Raw genomic sequence first — 17,761 nt, 5'->3', positions numbered from 1 at the left:
TTTACGTACTTAAGTTATATACTTCATAGATTATGAAAATAAAATTACTTCTTTTATTATGCTTATTATTTCAGGTTGGTAACGCTCAAGACTTGTCCTTAGGATATAGTGCAAACGACTTAGCACAACATCCAATGCAAGATTTGGCTAAACCAGGTTATTTGCAATCTGCAGCAGACCCATCTTTTCCAGCAACCCAAATACGACGTATTACTAATGCAGGAACAGGTAATTCTATTAAGCCTATGTATAGCACAATACAAGCTTGGAATGCAGATGAAAGTTTAATGATAGTTTATGGCGGAGGAAATCACCAATTATTAAATGGTCAAGATTATACCTTTATAAGAAACCTAACAGATGTCAATCCTGATGATATTGAGACTATTTTTTGGTCGTTTTCTAATCCTGATATATTCTTTTATATGGATGGCACTACGGATGATTTGATTAGTTACAATGTACAAACCCAAGTAAAAACGGTATTGGTTAATATTAGAACAATTAGTGGTTGTATTGCTAGTAACGGTTTAACAGGAGGTAACGATATCCAAATGATGTCATGGGATGATGACGTGTTTGCTTTTAGATGCGGAAATACTGCTGCATATTATTACAGAATTTCGACAGGAACGCTAACACAATTTAATCTATCAGACGTTGCTTATACAGCTCCAATGCCTTTCCCTAGTGGTAATTTATTTTTTCATAGAGGTGATGTTTATGATGCTAATGGTGATTTTGTTAGAAGTTTAAATATTGACGGTGTACAGCATTCATGCTTAGGAAAACTAAGTAATGGAGACGATGCCTATTACAATGTTAATTTTGAAGAAGGTGTAAATGGTGGTTGTCAAGGGACTTTAGTGGCGCACAATGCGACAACAGGAGACTGTTTTGCTGTCACGACTTATAGTGATTATGCGTATCCAAAATCAGGAACACATATATCGTCTTTAGCGCATAAAAATACTGAAGATGGTTGGGTTGCAGTATCTTGTTTAGGTTTTCAGCGTGATGGTGTACAGATTTTAGATCAAGAATTATTTATCGCTAAGGTTAATGCGTTTGATGCCGATGTTTATAGAGTCGCACACCATAGAAGTGATCCAGATGAGTTTGGTTATTTTGCAGAACCACACGTAACTATCAGCCCAACAGGGACCAGATTATTATTTGGGAGTGATTGGAGTGGAACAGAAGACGGAGACTCTGTAGATAGTTATGTAGCTGAACTAAATAGTTATACGCTATCAACAGCACAGGTTGTAACCACTACTAAATCAGTAGCTTTATTTCCAAATCCAGTTAATAATACGCTACAATTACAGTCTACTTTAAATAGAACCATACAATTTTCTATTACTGATATTACAGGAAAACAAGTTTATGATGCTAGCTTTTATAATAATGCAACAGTAGATGTTAGTGCCTTAGCTAATGGTTTGTATTTTGTTACTTTTAATAATGAAAGTACTTTGGATGCGATAAAATTTGTTAAGAAATAGAATTTAAATCGTCTTTAAAAACAGAGCTATTTTGATGGTATCTAATGGCTCTTCTAGATAAGAAAATTCCAATTGCTAGAGACACAAAAGCACCAACCCAAATACCAGGGACAAAATCTATAAATAAGAAAAAGTCATAGGCGCCATGAAATAAAACAGCAAAAAATAAGCCTAATAAATTTAAGTATAATTTGTTAGGTGCAAATTTTGCTTTACCCATAAAGTATCCCATTAAAATTCCAAAAGTAGCGTGAGCAGGCACTGCGGTAAATGCTCTGGCAATTGCTGTTGCTGGACCACTTTGCATGACATACATGATGTTTTCGGTTGCTGCAAATCCCATAGATACCATAACAGCATATACAATACCGTCAAAGGGCTCATTAAATTCTTTATGGCGTTGTGCAAAAAGTAAAACGATTAAAAATTTACTTAATTCTTCAGAAAAGCCAACAACAAAAAAGGCTTGTTTAAACTGTTCCCAAACACTTAGTTTATCTTCTAATGGCACAAGTATATTAAAAACAGAATAGAGTAGTGTAGTAATTATGATGCTAACAATAGCACCTAATAAAAACGAAATTATTAATAAGCGTTTAGGTTCTTTCTCGTACTTATCTTTTAGATAAATGTAAAATATAATGATAACAATTGGCGCTAAAGCCATTAATAGTAGTTGCATAGGTCTAAATTATAATATTTTTTCAGAAATTTGGTTTAGCACGTTTACATAATAATCTTTATTGCTTGCAACAAAATGACCATTTTCTTTACTATTCTCTAGAAGCGATTTAAACTGAGAAATAGTGACTAGCTTAAGTGCTTCGACTTCTTCTAACTGCGGTTTTAGTGTAGATATTGGCACTGTTAAAGGGGTTATATATGTATGATGAAACTCGTAATCTTTTATTCCGTTAGGGTAATTTTGAAAGCACTTAAAAACACCAATTTTTTGTAAATAACAAGAGTTTATTTGTAATCCAATTTCTTCCTTAATTTCTCTAATAGCACCAACCTCAATAGATTCTCCTGCATCAATATGTCCAGCAACAGATACATCCCAAAGTAAGGGATAGATTGCTTTTGAAGCAGCACGTTGCGCTAATAGTATTTGACCTTGGTTAGTATAAAACCAAATGTGTGCTGTATTGTGGTAAAGTCCTTTGTTATGAATCTCACTTTTTAAAGCAGATTGACCTGTGGGTTTACCATTTTTGGTGACTATATCTATTAACTCTTCCATAATTTATACGATTAAAAAAGCCTCTTTTAATAAAAGAGGCTTAATTATTAGTTGCTTATTAGCCAAGTTTGACTAAGCTATTATTTAAAATAAGAAAATGTTTCGCCATCTTCAATTTTAAGTAATGTTTCATAAATTAATTTAATTACGTTTTCTACATCATCTTGATGTACCATTTCTACAGTAGTATGCATGTAGCGTAATGGTAACGAGATTAATGCAGACGCAACACCACCATTACTGTATGCAAACGCATCAGTATCAGTTCCAGTAGCTCTGCTTAAAGCAGCACGTTGGAATGGTATTTTATTATCATCTGCAGTGTCTGTAATTAAATCACGTAATTTTTGTTGTACAGCAGGTGCATAAGCAACAACAGGACCTTTACCAATTTCTACATGACCTTGTACTTTCATGTCAATCATTGGTGTTGTAGTATCATGTGTTACATCTGTTACTATTGCTACGTTAGGCTTGATAGTTTCTGTTATCATTTGAGCACCACGTAAACCAATTTCTTCTTGAACAGAGTTAGTAATGTAAAGTCCAAATGGTAACGTTTTTTTATTTTCTTTAAGTAAACGCGCGACTTCAGCAATCATAAAACCACCCATACGGTTATCTAAAGCACGACAAACAAATTTGTCTCCATTTAAAATATGAAACTCATCTGGATAGGTAATAACACAGCCAACATGCACGCCCATTTTTTCTACCTCCTCTTTATCTTTTGCACCAACGTCTATTGTAATGTTGTTTGGTTTTGGAGCTTCTTCCTTAGCTTTATTACGTGTATGTATTGCAGGCCATCCAAAAACCCCTTTTACAATACCATTTTTAGTATGAATATTAACTATTTTACTAGGTGCAATTTGATGATCACTACCACCATTTCTTACTACATAAATTAATCCATTATCAGAAATATAGTTAACGTACCAAGAGATTTCGTCAGCATGACCTTCAATTACCACTTTAAATTTTGCATCAGGATTTATAACTCCCACAGCAGTTCCGTAGGTGTCTGTAAAAAACGTGTCTACATAAGGTTTTAGGTAATCCATCCATATTTTTTGACCATCCCATTCGTATCCTGTAGGTGATGCATTGTTTAAATATGTTTCTAAAAAGTCCATAGACTTTTTATTTAGTATGCTTTTTGTTGCCATTTAATTTAATTTTTGTCTAAAATAACAATATTCACACTTATTTAATAGTTAGCAATACGTTAATTCTTAATTTTACAGTATAAGTTTCCGTTTTGGAATAGTTTTAGTAGTTATTTAATTATGAAATACATCCTTTTTATATTATTATGCATACCTACTTTTCTTGTTGGACAAGAAGTTAATATTATAGAGCAAGACTCAACAGAAGTTGAGTATATTATAATAGAAGGTGATTCAATACCCCAAAAATCTATTTATTTAGACGAAGTAATGATTTTGGATAAGCTTTCATTTAAATCTAAAGAAGACAGAAGACGTTACCTTATTTTAGGTCGCAAAACATTAAAAGTCTACCCTTATGCTAAGTTAGCAGCAGATAGGTTAAATGCTTTAAATACAAGATTGCAGTCTTTAGATAGAAAACGTGATAAGAAAAAGTATGCCAAAAAAGTTCAAAAATATATTGAAGAAGAGTTTTCTGAAGAGCTTAAAAAGTTAACACGAACAGAAGGTCAAATTTTAGTAAAACTAATACATAGACAAACTGGTAAAACGACTTTTAATTTAATTAAAGAATTACGTAGCGGATGGAGAGCTTTTTGGTTTAATAGTACTGCTTATTTATTTAATATCTCATTAAAGCGCGAGTATGACCCAGAAAATGTAGAAGAGGATTATTTAATTGAAGATATATTAATACGCGCTTGGCAAAACGGTCAATTAAAATTAGTAAAATCACCTTTAGATTTTGAATATTTTAAGTTGAATAATAAATGGTCAAAAACAGAATAAAATTTATAAAATGCGAAAACAAACTCCTTTTGAAGAAAAGCTAAACGCACTGACACATGGTATTGGTGCTGCTTTTGGGATTGTAGCTTTAGTATTATTAATTGTTTTTGAAACCAAGAAAACTGAATTTAGTTTATTTAGTGTCGTGGTTTATGGACTATCCATTATAATCCTATTTACAGCATCAACTTTATATCATATTATTACTGACGAAAAAAAGAAACACTATTTTAGAATTGTTGATCATGTTAGTATTTACTTATTAATAGCAGGAACTTACACACCTGTTTTGCTAATTACTTTAGAGCAAAGTTTAGGTTGGATGCTGTTTTATATTGTCTGGGGAATCGCTGCTTTTGGAGTGGTATTAAAATTGTTTTTTACTGGACGCTTTAACACTTTTTCAACTTTACTGTACTTAGTAATGGGTTGGTTAGTGGTTTTTGATTTTTCAACACTATCTAGTTTAATGGATGCTAATGGTATTGTTTTACTTATGGCTGGAGGATTATCTTATACCGTAGGAATTGTTTTTTATGCTGTCGAAAAAATACCTTATAATCATGTAATATGGCATCTATTTGTGTTAGCTGGAGCTATTTGCCACTTTTTTATGGTGTTATTTTACGTCATTTAAACTTGTGATGTTTAAAATATGTAACTTAATTTAGTATTGCTTTTTAAAAGCCATAGGTGTTATGCCTGTTTTAGACTTAAAAAATTTAGAAAAATAAGCGTAATCAGAAAATTCTAAAGTATCTGCTATTTCAGCTAAGTTACTTTTAGAGTGTACAATTAGTCGTTTGGCTTCCAATAATAACCTCTCAGAAATTAATTGACTAGTGGTTTTATTTAAGGTTTGCTTGACCACTCGGTTAAGGTGTTTAGTTGTAATGTTTAGTTTATTAGCATAAAAATTAGGCAGTTTTTGCGTGTAAAAATATTGATTAATCAAGATTTCTAGCTGCTCTAAAATTTTAGAATAGCTAGATGTTATTAAGTTTTCAGGTTTTACATTTGCGGTGTATGCTCTAGTCAAATCAATGTAAATACTACTAATTAACGTAATTAGTTTTAATTCTTTTAATAGATTATTGCTAGAATACTCATTGTATAATACCTCAAATTTAGTGCTTAAATCCAAAGTTTGCTTTGCGTCTAATTTTAGTGTTGGTGGATTTTGATAGGAGTAATAAAATGGAAAATTTTGCAATGCATGACTTAAAAAATTAAGATCATAAAAATCCTGTGTATGAAAAAAGATATAACCTTCCGGATTAGTGTCAAACTTCCAAGCATGTGTTTGACCTGGTTTTAAAAAAAACACCTTACCAGGTAAAACACTATAACTATTAAAATCAATTTCATGCGTTCCTGTTCCTTTAGTAAATAAGACACACAAATAAAAATTATGACTATGTGGTTTTGTTATCAGGTCTTTATTTATCTGTATATGATTTAAAAAATCATTAACATACAGGTCATTAAAAGTTTTGATTTTCTTAAACTGATTTATTTTTAAAACAGGAATTTTCATATAAAATGTCTTAAAAGTACAAAAAATAGCGCTTTTATTATAGGTTTAAATATATAACATATACTTAATTTTGCGCTATAAATATGTAAGTTTTATGAGTACCGTTTTAAATGTAATACAATGTAAATGTCCTAATTGTAAAAAAGGAAAAATGTTTAGCACTCGTGGTAATATATTGTTTTTTAAAATTCCTGAAATGAAAACTAGGTGTGAAGTATGTGATTTTAAATTTGAAAAAGAACCAGGTTTTTTCTTTGGAGCTATGTTTGTTAGTTACGCACTTGCTGTAGGACAAATGATTATAAGTTTAGTTGTATTCTGGCACCTAATAGACTTTTCGCCATTAAAAGTCTTTTTAATAATAGCATTAATCACGTTATTATTAAGCACCTTAAATTATAAAATTTCTAGAGCTATTTGGGTTCATATATTTTATAAAAAACCTATAGAAAGTAAAATTAATAAGGTAGATTAACCTTCAATAACATCCTTATATTCTTCAAAAAAAGCTTCTAGAAGCGACATATGTGTATTAAAAAACACCATAACTTCCTGCCATGTGTTTTTATTATGGATGGATACTTTATGACCTAAAGGCACATAAATACGTGATATTTCTTTACCATTATCTAATAAAAATTCTTCATCATAAATAGCATCAGGTAAGTAATCGTCTATTAAAATAGACTTTAAAGCCATTAGTTTTTCCCAATAATTAATGCGGTTTTCTAAGTCGTCTTCTAAGTCAAGCGCTATCAAGGCTTTTTTATTATCAAAATAAAACTTTAAGCTTAAGCCTTTTAATTTAGTATTATATAAAATCCATTTTCTAGGAAATGACTTCCCAAAACTGGTCCAAAATAGTTCTTTAATTTGTCTGGATTCTTCTTTAGAAAACATAATTTTAATACATTATTGGATGAAATCTTTCTTGATATGATTTCAAATTTATAAAACAGAAAACCTCTATTATTTTAAATTAAATAAGCAATTACAATACCTAAAATAATGGTACTTAGTTTTGCTAAATTAAATTTATGACCTTCGCTACTTTCAAATAAAATGGTAGTACTAATATGTAAAAATATACCAATAACTAAGGCAGAAACTTCGTAATAATAGTTTTCAAAAAACTGAAATTGTGTTGATAAAAACACACCTAAAGGCGTCATTAAGGCAAACAATAATAAAAATAAAATAATTTTATTTCGACTTAAATTAGACGCTAAAAAAAAGGTTGATAATATAATAGCAACAGGCAATTTGTGGATAATAATTCCGTAAATTAAGTGATCATGAGCTTCTATTGGAATGCCTTCTAAAACACTATGGATACTTAAACTAATAAATAATAACCACGGAAACTCTACACTGTTTTTATTAATATGCACATGACCATGCTCTGCACCTTTAGAGAAAAATTCTAAAATTATTTGCAACAAAATACCAATCATAATAAACAACCCAATAGGCTTGCCTTGACTATTATAAACTTCTGGTAAAAAATGAAATACAGTTATAGATAATAAAAAAGAACCACTAAACGCTAGTAGTAATTTAAGATTACGGTTATGTTTTGGTTTAAAAATTAGGACAATTAAAAAGCCTAAAACAACAGCGATAATTGGTAATAAAAAATTTTTCATGTCCTTAATTATTTAAAAATCATGATTAAACGTTCGGACGTTTTTTTATGAAACTTACTAAGCTTATAATCTCCAAAAACATCTAATAAATAAACACCAGCTTGCTCAAATAACGCTTCAAAATCTGCTAGACTAAACGCTTTAACACGTTCTTGAAATTGGTAGTCATCACCTTCAAAACTAAAGCTAATGTCTTTAATTATGTAGCCATTTTCCACACGTCTTTTTTGTAAAAAGTCAATCCCTTCAACCGTTTTAGTATTTTCAGGTACTAAGTTTTCAATAATATATTCGGTATTCATAAAGTCAATAACACCAAAACCAAAATCGTTTAAATTAGCTTTAATCGCTTTAATCGTTGCTAAATTATCAGATTCGTTTTCAAAATATCCAAAACTGGTAAATAAGTTAAACACAGCATCAAAAGTTTCGCCAAAAGGCTGGCACATATTATGTACCTTAAAGTGCAAGCTATCGTTTTCAAATTGTTTTGCATAATTGATACTGTTTTCAGACAAATCTGCACCAACAACATCGTAGCCAATGGAGTTTAAATACACAGCATGACGACCTTTTCCACAAGCCAAATCTAAAATTTTTCCTTGTTCCGGAATATTTAAATAATCCGTTAAATTAGACATAAAAGCCTCAGCTTCAGTATGATCTCTGTCTTTGTAAAGTATGTGGTAAAATGGACTATCAAACCAAGATGCATACCATTTATTTTCGTTTTTATTCATATAATATTTTTGGGGTTTAAACTTCCGCTTAAGCTCCAGTTTAACAGGCTCTCGCAACTCGCTCTCTGCGAGGAGCTCAAACAAATTGCTCCATCCTTAACCCATTTATTTATAAAGGTTATATTTCCGACAAAAATAGAGTATTTTTGCAAGGTAATAGACGAAAAGAATGGAAGAAAATTTCAATATGGTTGCCAAAACTTTATTTGGCTTTGAAGAGTTACTATCAAAAGAGCTTAGACAACTTGGCGCACAGAACATTAAAATAGGTGTGCGTAATGTTAGTTTTTCTGGTGACAAAGGGTTTATGTATAAAGCAAATTTAGCTTTACGAACAGCCACTAAAATATTAAAACCAATACATAGCTTTAGGATTAAAACTGAGCAAGATTTATACGATCAAGTTTACAAAATGGACTGGACGCCTTATTTAAAGCCTACAGGTACTTTAGCAGTAGATGCAACAATAAACTCGACCGTTTTTACACACTCGTTATATATTGCTCAAAAAACTAAAGATGCTATTGTAGATAGATTTAGAGATGATACAGGAGAGCGTCCAAGTGTGGATTTAAAATTTCCGGATGTAAAAATTAATGTTCATATAGATAGAGAACAATGTAATATCTCGTTAGATTCTTCTGGAGATTCCCTACACAAACGTGGTTACAAATTAGCAACTAACATTGCACCAATTAACGAAGTTTTAGCAGCAGGAATTATTATGTTGTCAGGTTGGGATGGACAATCAGATTTAATAGATCCTATGTGTGGTAGTGGTACCATTTTAGCCGAAGCAGCAATGATTGCATGTAACATACCACCAAATTTAATGCGAAAAGAATTTGCTTTTGAGCGTTGGAACGATTGGGATGTTGATTTATTTGAAAAAATAGAGGAATCGTTAATTAAAAAAACTAGAGATTTTCATCATAAAATAATTGGTTACGATAAGTCTCCAAGTGCAGTAGCTAAAGCTAAAGAAAACATTGCAAATGCACATTTAGAAGATTTTATAACCATACAACACGAGGACTTTTTTAAGACCCAAAGGGGAGGAGAGGCTAAACTTCATATGGTATTTAATCCGCCTTATGGAGAGCGTTTAGATATAGAAATGGAAAGTTTTTATAAAAACATTGGAGATACTTTAAAACAAAATTATCCTAATACCAATGCTTGGTTTATAACTTCAAATTTAGACGCCTTAAAACATGTTGGATTACGACCGTCTAGAAAAATTCATTTAATGAATGCAATGCTAGACTCGCGTTTAGTTAAATACGAAATTTACGCAGGTAGTAAAAAAGGAAAGTACATGGATAAAGACTAATGGTAAATGCATTAACTAAAAATATCACATCGCTATTTAAGTTAGCAAGTATTATTAGCATCCCTTACTTTGGACTGATTTTATTAGGTTTTTTTGTAATACCAGAAAGTCTTATTTATATAAAAGAAGTTATTGGGTTTGGGTTTTTGACGCTTATTGTTTTTAGTATTACAGTTATATTTAGTAGTAATAAAATGAGACAATTTTTAAGTCTAGTTTTTTTAACGTTACTGTCATTTTTAGTATTTGTAAAGCTTAGTTTTTATCACAATTATGGTGTAAAAATTAGTGCTTCGGCACTTTTTGTAATTTTTGAAACAGACACGACTGAAAGTTCTGATTTTTTATCAAATTACTTTGATGGATTTGTATTTGGTCTAGCCATTCTATTTTTAATAATAGTACCTATATTGGCTAAATTGTTATTAAATAAAACTAATATTTCTGGACGATTTAGATATATAAGTGTTTTAGCTATTAGTACAGTTGTCGCTTCAAGTTATGCTATAAACAAGCGTTTTGATGCTGAAAATATTGTTGTAACCAGTATTACAAGTTATTCTGAGTTTATTAGTTTACGTAAAGATTTAAAAACAGATTTAGCTAAGCCTGTTTCTAACTATGTTAATGTGACTAAAATTGACACAACAGCACAAACACATGTTGTAATTATTGGAGAGGCGACTTCAAATTGGCATATGCAATTGTATGGTTATAACCGACCAACCAACCCTAAATTATCTAAAATTAGAGAACAGCTAATTGTTTTTGATAGTGTTATTTCTCCTCATGTACACACAGTAATGTCTTTGGATAAGATATTGACACTTTCTGATATGCAAGCTCCTAATAAAAAAAATAATACGTCTATTGTGCAATTGGCAAATGCTGCAGGATATGACACCTATTGGATTTCTAATCAAAGACCAGTAGGTTTGCATGAGCGTATCTCGTCAATTATCGCTAATGCAGCCAAGGAAAAATATTTTGTCGCTACGGATAATTCTGATGACATTATTTATGATGAAGCGCTTTTACCAATATTAGATAAAGTATTAAAAAAGCCTAGTAAGCAAAAAATAATATTCCTGCATCTAATTGGTACGCATGGTCGTTATTCTAGTCGTTTTCCTGAATCGTATAATTACTTTAAGGATAATAGTTTAAATTCTAAATTTAAGCATGACAAAGCATTTAAATTAATTAATGAATACGATAATGCGATTAGATATAATGATAATATAGTTAATTCAGTTATTGATAAAGTTAGGCAGCAAAACACAAATAGTTTTGTCCTTTACTTTTCTGATCATGGAGATGAGTTATTTGATACTATAGATTTTATTGGTCATAATGAATATCAAGCGACTAGACCAATGTATGAAGTGCCATTTATAGCATGGTTATCTGATGAATATAAATTAGATTTTAATCCAACCAAGCAATATAATAACTTTACAAAGCGTGCTTATAATTTGGAAGATTTTATCTATAGCTTCGCTGATTTGGCTAAAATAAAATTTAATCAAATGGATAGTACTAAAAGTATTTTTAGTGACCGTTTTTTTAGAAAACCGAGATTAATCAGGGATAATGAAGATTATGATTTAAGACTGAAAACACTAGAAAATTAATTATTCTATTTCCTTTTCCTCGTCTTTCTTTTTAACAGCTTTAGATTTATTCTTTTTAAATAAAGGTATTAAATAGGATACACTGTAGCCATATCCAACACCAATACGACCAGAATCAAAAGTTTTATTAAAGCCTGGAACAAATAAATTTTCAAAACCAACAGGTTGATCTTGCGTTATCATACCTTTTAGTTGTGCATTTATTCCAAAATATAAGTTGTTTAAAACTTCGGCTTTAATACCAATAATCAATTCAAACCATATGGCAGACAGTCCACTGTATTCTTCTGTTTCTGTACTAGAAAATTGAGGTTGCCAATATTGATCAGTGTTATATATGGTGTAATTATTTCTGGTTTGACTAAATGTACTTGCACCAAGTCTAAACCCTGTATAAATCATGTTGTCTAAACCATCCCAGTTGTTATGCATATTATAATCAACACCTGCTTTAAAGTAACTACCTTTAGCAGTAACGCTTAAATAATCATTAGATGTGATTTTTTCTTCAGTACCAATTTCTCCAGCTAAAAACCAATCTCTAGTAAGTCTGTAATCCGCGTTTAGTTCAAACCCAGAATAATCATCATCTAAGGCAGTTCTAATTAATTTACTAGCGTCAGTTCCTATTCTTAAACCGTATTTTAACTTGACTGTATCTTTTTTAATAGTAGGATCTTCTTCTTGTGCTTGCAGCGAGAAACATAAGCACAATAAAAGACTAATGGTTAAAGTAATAGTGTGTTGTTGTTTCATCTTCAATTGTTAAATTATCGTTTTCTGGTTGCGCAAGTATTATCCAATTTCCGTCTGTTCCACCATCTATTGTTACGTCAACGTTTTCATAGATAGTTTTGTAACCACAAGCTCTAGAGACATATATATCTTTACGGTCATAAGTTATAGTAACTGTATCTGTGTTACCTGAGGTAATATTACCATCTTCATCTAAAACCGTATTATTTGTTAAAAAAAATGTAGTAGTATCTGTGTCTGTACGTAGCGGTAAAATTAATTCATCTACATCAACAACACTATAACCTGGTAACACATTGTCGTTATCTAAACCAATAACGTATAAATCATTTACAGTTTTTGGGTTTTCTGGTAAAGCATTATTAAAAAAGCCAATAACTAAGCTAGGTGTTGTAGGTGTGGTTTCTGGACACAAATCGTCACGTTCGCAAGTCAATAGACTTATACAACATAATGTAAGTAGTATTAATTTTATTTTTTTCATAAACTTAAAAAGCTATTTCTTTTCTAAAAGTACAATATTTTCAACATGATGTGTTTGTGGAAACATATCTACTGCTTGCACTTTAGTTATAACATAGTGTTCTTTCATTAAAGCTAAATCTCTTGCTTGTGTTGCACTATTACAACTTACGTAAACCACCTTTTTAGGTGCTATGTTTAATATTTGCTGTACAACATCCTTGTGCATACCATCTCTAGGTGGATCTGTTATAATCACGTCAGGTTGACCATGAGTATTAATAAACTCTTGATTAAATACGTTTTTCATGTCTCCTACAAAAAACTCGCAATTAGTAATATTATTGCGTTCAGCATTTTCTTTTGCAGCACTAATAGCATCTGGAACAGCCTCGACACCAACTACTTTTTTAGCTTTTTTAGACACAAATTGTGCAATGGTACCTGTACCAGTATATAAATCGTAAACTAGCTCGTCACCTTTTAAATCAGCAAAATCACGTGTTAATTTATATAGCTCAAAAGCCTGATTAGAGTTAGTTTGGTAAAATGATTTAGCATTAATTTTAAAAGTTAAACCTTCCATTTCTTCAAAAATATGATCTTCACCTTTATAACAAATCACATCTTGATCGTAAATAGTATCATTAGCTTTTTCGTTAATGATATATTGTAACGAAGTGATTTCTGGAAATGTTTCAGCAACATAATCTAATAATAGTTCACGTTTAGCTTTATCTTCTTTAAAAAACTGAATAACAACCATAATATCCTTAGTTGATGATGTACGAATCATCATGGTACGAAGCAATCCAGTTTGATTTCTAGTATTAAAAAATTCTAAATCATTTTTAATCGAAAAATCTCTGACTGCATTTCTAATAGCATTAGAAGGATCTGCTTGTAAATGACACTTTTTAATGTCTAAAATTTTGTCCCACATTCCTGGAATATGAAAACCTAAGGCATTTCTATCGCCTAAATCTTTATCTGACTGTACTTCTTCTAAAGTTAACCATCTAGAATCACTAAATGAAAACTCCATTTTGTTTCTATAAAAATACTGCTCAGCAGAACCTAAAATAGGTGTTACTTCAGGTAAATCTAAGTGACCAATCCTTGTTAAGTTATTGGTAACTTCTTTTTGTTTGTAAAATAATTGGTGCTCATAACCCATATCTTGCCACTTACAACCACCACAAACACCAAAATGTTGACACTCTGGAGTAGTACGTTTATCACTAAGTTTATGAAACACGGTAGCCTTACCTTCAAAATAAGCCTTACGTTTTTTAAATGTTTGTACATCGACAATATCTCCTGGTACTGCATTAGGTAAAAATATAACGCGTCCATCAGGTGCTTTTGCTACAGTTTTACCTTTTGCAGCTGCATCAATTACCTCGACATTGGTAAATATTTGTTTTCTTGTATTTTTTCTAGCCATGTGGCAAAAGTACTTTCTTTTTTATTAGTAAAAAACTACACACAATAATTTTAATTAGCAAGTTATATTTATTAATTTGCAACTTCTTAGGGATGATTTCTCTCCCACGCTGAATTTTCGAGCTTTCGAAAGGATAAAGGTACAGAAGGAATGGCTACTTTATAACTTTTTAAATATTAAAAAAAATGGCTGTTTTAAACCAATTAACGTCGCAAGAAGCGATGGACTTAGAAAACAAATACGGAGCACACAATTACCATCCATTACCAGTTGTATTAAGCAAAGGTGAAGGTGTATATGTTTGGGACGTAGAAGGAAAAAAATATTATGATTTTTTATCTGCATACTCTGCAGTTAATCAAGGACATTGTCATCCAAAAATAGTAGGAGCAATGGTTAAACAAGCACAAACATTGACGTTAACATCACGTGCTTTTTATAACGACATGTTAGGTAAATTTGAAAAATTTGCAACAGAAACCTTTAATTACGATAAGTTATTACCAATGAATACAGGTGCCGAAGCAGTTGAGACTGCTTTAAAACTATGTAGAAAATGGGCTTATGAAGTTAAAGGAATTGACGAAAATGAAGCTGAAATTGTTGTTTGCGAAAACAACTTTCATGGTCGTACGACTACAATTATATCATTTTCTAATGATCCTATAGCACGTAAAAACTTTGGACCTTATACTAATGGATTTATTAAAATTGAATACGATAATCTTCAAGCTTTAGAAGATGTATTAACAAGTAACAAAAATGTTGCAGGTTTCTTGGTTGAGCCAATCCAAGGTGAAGCTGGAGTTTATGTACCAAGTGAAGGGTATTTAGCAAAAGCAAAAGCATTATGTGAAAAACATAACGTTTTATTTATTGCAGATGAAGTGCAAACAGGTATTGCTAGAACAGGACGTTTATTAGCAACTTGTGGTAATTGTACTTGTGCAGACAAACATTGTTCTGGAACACCAGAAGTAAAAGCAGATATTTTAATTTTAGGAAAAGCGTTATCTGGTGGTGCATATCCTGTAAGTGCTGTATTAGCAAATGATAATGTAATGAATGTTATCAAACCTGGTAACCATGGTAGTACATTTGGAGGTAATCCTGTTGCAGCAGCAATTGGTACTGCAGCTTTAGAGGTTATTAAAGACGAAAAATTAGCACAAAACGCTTTTGATTTAGGAGAATTATTTAGAGCTGAATTATCTAAATTTATCGAAACCTCAAATATTGTAAACTCGGTTAGAGGTAAAGGGTTGCTTAATGCTATTTTAATTAACGATACAGAAGATAGTGACACTGCATGGAACATTTGTATTGCTTTACGTGATAATGGTTTATTAGCTAAACCAACACACGGAAACATTATTAGATTTGCTCCACCTTTAGTAATGACTAAAGCGCAATTACTAGATTGTGTTAGTATTATTACAAGTACTTTAAAACAATTTGAAAAGTAATTTTAATACTTTTTGAAATAAAAAAAAGACTGTCATTGACAGTCTTTTTTGTTTAGTATAATATTTTAATCTATTTATTAGAGACGATTACTTTTTTACTAATAGTGCTTCCATCTTTAGTTTCTATTTTAGTAACATAAACACCATCACTTAAGTTTTTGGTAGAAAAAGTAACTCTTGTTTTGGTTTCCATATCTGATTTGTCAAAAATCTGTTTTCCAGTAATATCAAAAAGTTTAACCGATTTTAATGCAATAGCATTAGGGTTTTTAATAATTAGTTGGTTTAAATTATTTTCTTGAAGAATTACAAACGAAGCTTCATCAAATGTTTGGTTAGATAATGTTTGTGCTTCTTGAAAAACAATCTCAAAACGTTCATTATAGTTTCCTTGTGGTAAGTTTACTTCAAAGTCTTGCACTTTTAGGTTAACGTAAAGGTTTTGTACTTTATCACGTAAAAAAATAGGTTGTGAACTTTCAAAATTTTGAATATCAAATATTCTAAACCTAATTAATTGTTGATTATCTAGTTTAAGACCTATAGGTATAGTCAATTCAACTTCAAAGTTATCTGCTTTAGTATTGTAAGCCTCTTCATTTTGTATCCAATTAGCATCAGTATTTAACGCAGAAAACACCTTACTTTCTAAACCATAATCAAAATTAGGTGTTGCTGTTTCATGAAAGTTATGTAGTAACTGTCTAGTATAAAGATTGTTAAAATCAATATTTAATCTAAATCTTTTATAATCTGAAGGTAGTATTTGTAATCCATTACTATCGTACTGGATTTCGTATACTTGGTCTTCATTATTTGTTTGATTTTGGACTGAGGTTCTATAAAACTCACTGTTGGTTGCAGATTCTCTGTAAAAAACACGATGACTATCAGAGGTTAAAAGTGATCCAGTAGCTGCACCTTTTACCATAAAGCCTTGTCCAATTGGTATATAGCGTCTGACTTGTTTTCCTGATGTTGACGAAGTACCTGTAGTATTTAATGTTCCGTCAGAATTGTAAGCGTTAAAGGTTGGAGGTACATAAGATCCAACAGTTCCGGAAGCGGTAATGGTAAATGACCCATATCCACCTCTGTAAGCCTCTAAAATATGAGAGCTTATCGCTTGGTCTTGTTCCCAAAAATAAAGTGTACCAGAGTCTAATAAAGGCGTATTATTAGCGTCATGTATAAAAGCACGAGCATCTAGAGCTGAAGGATAAGGGTTACCTATTAAGGTTTCTTGTCCTAAAACAACAGCTGTATTAATTTCTCCTTCGTTAGGTTTACCTCTAAAATCATATTGCTGACCAGCAGCAGCAGTTGAGCCTATGGTTCCTTTCATGGAAAAACCATATCCAGCATTTACTGTTCCTGATTGACCTACAAAATCCCAATCGCTATAGGCAGCTCCTGGATTATATTTCCAAAGCCAATAACTTTCTATATTTAAAGGACTACTTGTACCATTATAACCAGACGTACTGTAACCTGCTAAATTACTGTTGGTTAAATCTACAATATCAAAAATGTTTTGATTGGGTATAAAAGGAGCGTTTCCAGTGCTATTTGTAGCAACATTTCCGACAGGAGAGGACCAATAATTATAAGCGTAATTATTTACAGTACCTTCTTGATAAACACTAAGTCTACCTAAGCCAGAATTACCAGTATTACCAGCACCTTGTATTATTTGTGCTTCATTACGTAAATATAGGTTGGAGTTTACTTCTTTTAAATTAATATCATCCTCGACGTAAATTACTACGTCATTTCCAAAAATGTACGAATCGTTTCTAACCGTAAGCTGCGCAAAGGATTGTTGGCCGAATAAAGTTAGTATTAATAGGTAGAAAGTAGGTTTCATATTCTATTTTTTGACAAAGCTAAAGATTTAAGTTAAACTATTGTTACAATATAGTTTAATTTAACATTGTTATTTGTTCATTATCAGGTTTTTAAAGGTGTAGTTTTTTTCTGTCTTTTTTAATAAATCAGTTAGTATTTAGACTGTGTTTTTTTATCAAG

At 31.1% G+C, this 17,761-nt stretch carries 18 protein-coding genes; 7 read left to right on the top strand and 11 right to left on the bottom strand.

Annotation, left to right across the window (positions count from 1 at the left end; genetic code table 11):
- The first annotated feature begins 32 nt into the window (after nt 1-32).
- Nucleotides 33-1,508: a T9SS type A sorting domain-containing protein gene (locus WNY60_RS10060; RefSeq protein ID WP_342862280.1), complete on the top strand. Its 1,476-nt coding sequence runs from the start codon at nt 33-35 to the stop codon at nt 1,506-1,508.
- Here the strand turns inward: WNY60_RS10060 and WNY60_RS10055 are convergent.
- From WNY60_RS10055 to WNY60_RS10045, 3 genes are all read right to left on the bottom strand, one after another.
- Nucleotides 1,498-2,190 (bottom strand): PrsW family glutamic-type intramembrane protease, encoded by a 693-nt coding sequence (locus WNY60_RS10055; RefSeq protein WP_342862279.1) that lies wholly within the window; start codon nt 2,188-2,190, stop codon nt 1,498-1,500. The two genes, WNY60_RS10060 and WNY60_RS10055, sit on opposite strands and share 11 nt — an antisense overlap.
- 9 nt (nt 2,191-2,199) lie before the next feature.
- On the bottom strand, nt 2,200-2,751 hold the full coding sequence (locus WNY60_RS10050; protein WP_342862278.1) for an NUDIX domain-containing protein: 552 nt from the start codon (nt 2,749-2,751) through the stop codon (nt 2,200-2,202).
- A gap of 80 nt (nt 2,752-2,831) precedes the next feature.
- Nucleotides 2,832-3,920 carry a M42 family metallopeptidase gene (locus tag WNY60_RS10045; RefSeq protein WP_145001490.1) on the bottom strand — a complete coding sequence of 363 codons (1,089 nt, stop codon included), beginning with the start codon at nt 3,918-3,920 and terminating at the stop codon, nt 2,832-2,834.
- Between the two features lie 120 nt (nt 3,921-4,040).
- On the opposite strand from WNY60_RS10045, the gene WNY60_RS10040 reads away from it, so the two are divergent.
- Together WNY60_RS10040 and WNY60_RS10035 are read left to right on the top strand one after the other, a co-directional pair.
- Entirely contained in the window at nt 4,041-4,712 is a 672-nt protein-coding gene (locus tag WNY60_RS10040) for a DUF4294 domain-containing protein (protein ID WP_342862277.1), read from the top strand.
- Between the two features lie 10 nt (nt 4,713-4,722).
- Complete coding sequence (locus WNY60_RS10035; RefSeq protein WP_342862276.1) at nt 4,723-5,349, top strand: hemolysin III family protein; 627 nt, start codon at nt 4,723-4,725, stop codon at nt 5,347-5,349.
- Between the two features lie 30 nt (nt 5,350-5,379).
- Here the strand turns inward: WNY60_RS10035 and WNY60_RS10030 are convergent, their stop codons facing one another.
- The gene (locus WNY60_RS10030; protein ID WP_342862275.1) at nt 5,380-6,249 is read right to left on the bottom strand and encodes a helix-turn-helix transcriptional regulator; all 870 of its coding nucleotides are present in this window, start codon (nt 6,247-6,249) and stop codon (nt 5,380-5,382) included.
- A 196-nt stretch (nt 6,250-6,445) separates the two neighbouring features.
- Here WNY60_RS10030 and WNY60_RS10025 point away from each other — a divergent pair, with 196 nt between their 5' ends.
- A complete protein-coding gene (locus tag WNY60_RS10025) occupies nt 6,446-6,724 on the top strand; it encodes a DUF983 domain-containing protein (RefSeq protein ID WP_261375302.1) in 279 nt (92 codons plus the stop codon).
- Here the strand turns inward: WNY60_RS10025 and WNY60_RS10020 are convergent.
- From WNY60_RS10020 to WNY60_RS10010, 3 genes are all read right to left on the bottom strand, one after another.
- Complete coding sequence (locus tag WNY60_RS10020) at nt 6,721-7,149, bottom strand: DUF4268 domain-containing protein (protein WP_145001495.1); 429 nt, start codon at nt 7,147-7,149, stop codon at nt 6,721-6,723. The genes WNY60_RS10025 and WNY60_RS10020 overlap by 4 nt on opposite strands.
- A gap of 74 nt (nt 7,150-7,223) precedes the next feature.
- The gene (locus WNY60_RS10015; RefSeq protein WP_145001496.1) at nt 7,224-7,895 is read right to left on the bottom strand and encodes a ZIP family metal transporter; all 672 of its coding nucleotides are present in this window, start codon (nt 7,893-7,895) and stop codon (nt 7,224-7,226) included.
- Nucleotides 7,896-7,903: 8 nt separating this feature from the next.
- Nucleotides 7,904-8,635: a class I SAM-dependent methyltransferase gene (locus tag WNY60_RS10010; RefSeq protein ID WP_342862273.1), complete on the bottom strand. Its 732-nt coding sequence runs from the start codon at nt 8,633-8,635 to the stop codon at nt 7,904-7,906.
- Between the two features lie 169 nt (nt 8,636-8,804).
- Between WNY60_RS10010 and WNY60_RS10005 the strand changes: the two genes are divergently transcribed.
- Complete coding sequence (locus WNY60_RS10005) at nt 8,805-9,968, top strand: THUMP domain-containing protein (RefSeq protein WP_292949006.1); 1,164 nt, start codon at nt 8,805-8,807, stop codon at nt 9,966-9,968.
- Nucleotides 9,968-11,602, top strand: coding sequence for a sulfatase-like hydrolase/transferase (locus tag WNY60_RS10000; RefSeq protein ID WP_342862272.1), 1,635 nt, complete (start codon nt 9,968-9,970; stop codon nt 11,600-11,602). The genes WNY60_RS10005 and WNY60_RS10000 overlap by 1 nt, the downstream gene beginning before the upstream one ends.
- Here the strand turns inward: WNY60_RS10000 and WNY60_RS09995 are convergent, their stop codons facing one another.
- Genes WNY60_RS09995 through rlmD form a run of 3 tightly spaced genes read right to left on the bottom strand, consistent with a single transcriptional unit; the run spans nt 11,603 to nt 14,267 of the window.
- Nucleotides 11,603-12,358 (bottom strand): DUF6048 family protein, encoded by a 756-nt coding sequence (locus tag WNY60_RS09995; RefSeq protein WP_145001500.1) that lies wholly within the window; start codon nt 12,356-12,358, stop codon nt 11,603-11,605.
- Nucleotides 12,324-12,842 carry a DUF6452 family protein gene (locus tag WNY60_RS09990; protein WP_145001501.1) on the bottom strand — a complete coding sequence of 173 codons (519 nt, stop codon included), beginning with the start codon at nt 12,840-12,842 and terminating at the stop codon, nt 12,324-12,326. The genes WNY60_RS09995 and WNY60_RS09990 overlap by 35 nt, the downstream gene beginning before the upstream one ends.
- Nucleotides 12,843-12,854: 12 nt before the next feature.
- Entirely contained in the window at nt 12,855-14,267 is a 1,413-nt protein-coding gene (gene rlmD / locus WNY60_RS09985) for a 23S rRNA (uracil(1939)-C(5))-methyltransferase RlmD (RefSeq protein WP_342862270.1), read from the bottom strand.
- Nucleotides 14,268-14,452: 185 nt separating this feature from the next.
- Between rlmD and rocD the strand changes: the two genes are divergently transcribed.
- Entirely contained in the window at nt 14,453-15,733 is a 1,281-nt protein-coding gene (gene rocD / locus WNY60_RS09980) for an ornithine--oxo-acid transaminase (protein ID WP_342862269.1), read from the top strand.
- A gap of 70 nt (nt 15,734-15,803) precedes the next feature.
- On the opposite strand, the gene WNY60_RS09975 is transcribed toward rocD, so the two are convergent.
- Nucleotides 15,804-17,600 carry a T9SS type A sorting domain-containing protein gene (locus WNY60_RS09975; protein ID WP_342862268.1) on the bottom strand — a complete coding sequence of 599 codons (1,797 nt, stop codon included), beginning with the start codon at nt 17,598-17,600 and terminating at the stop codon, nt 15,804-15,806.
- Nucleotides 17,601-17,761: the final 161 nt, after the last annotated feature.

Source organism: Olleya sp. AS48 (genome assembly GCF_038900355.1).
Classification (GTDB): Bacteria; Bacteroidota; Bacteroidia; order Flavobacteriales; family Flavobacteriaceae; genus Olleya.
This window is presented reverse-complemented; position numbering and strand designations above follow the sequence as displayed.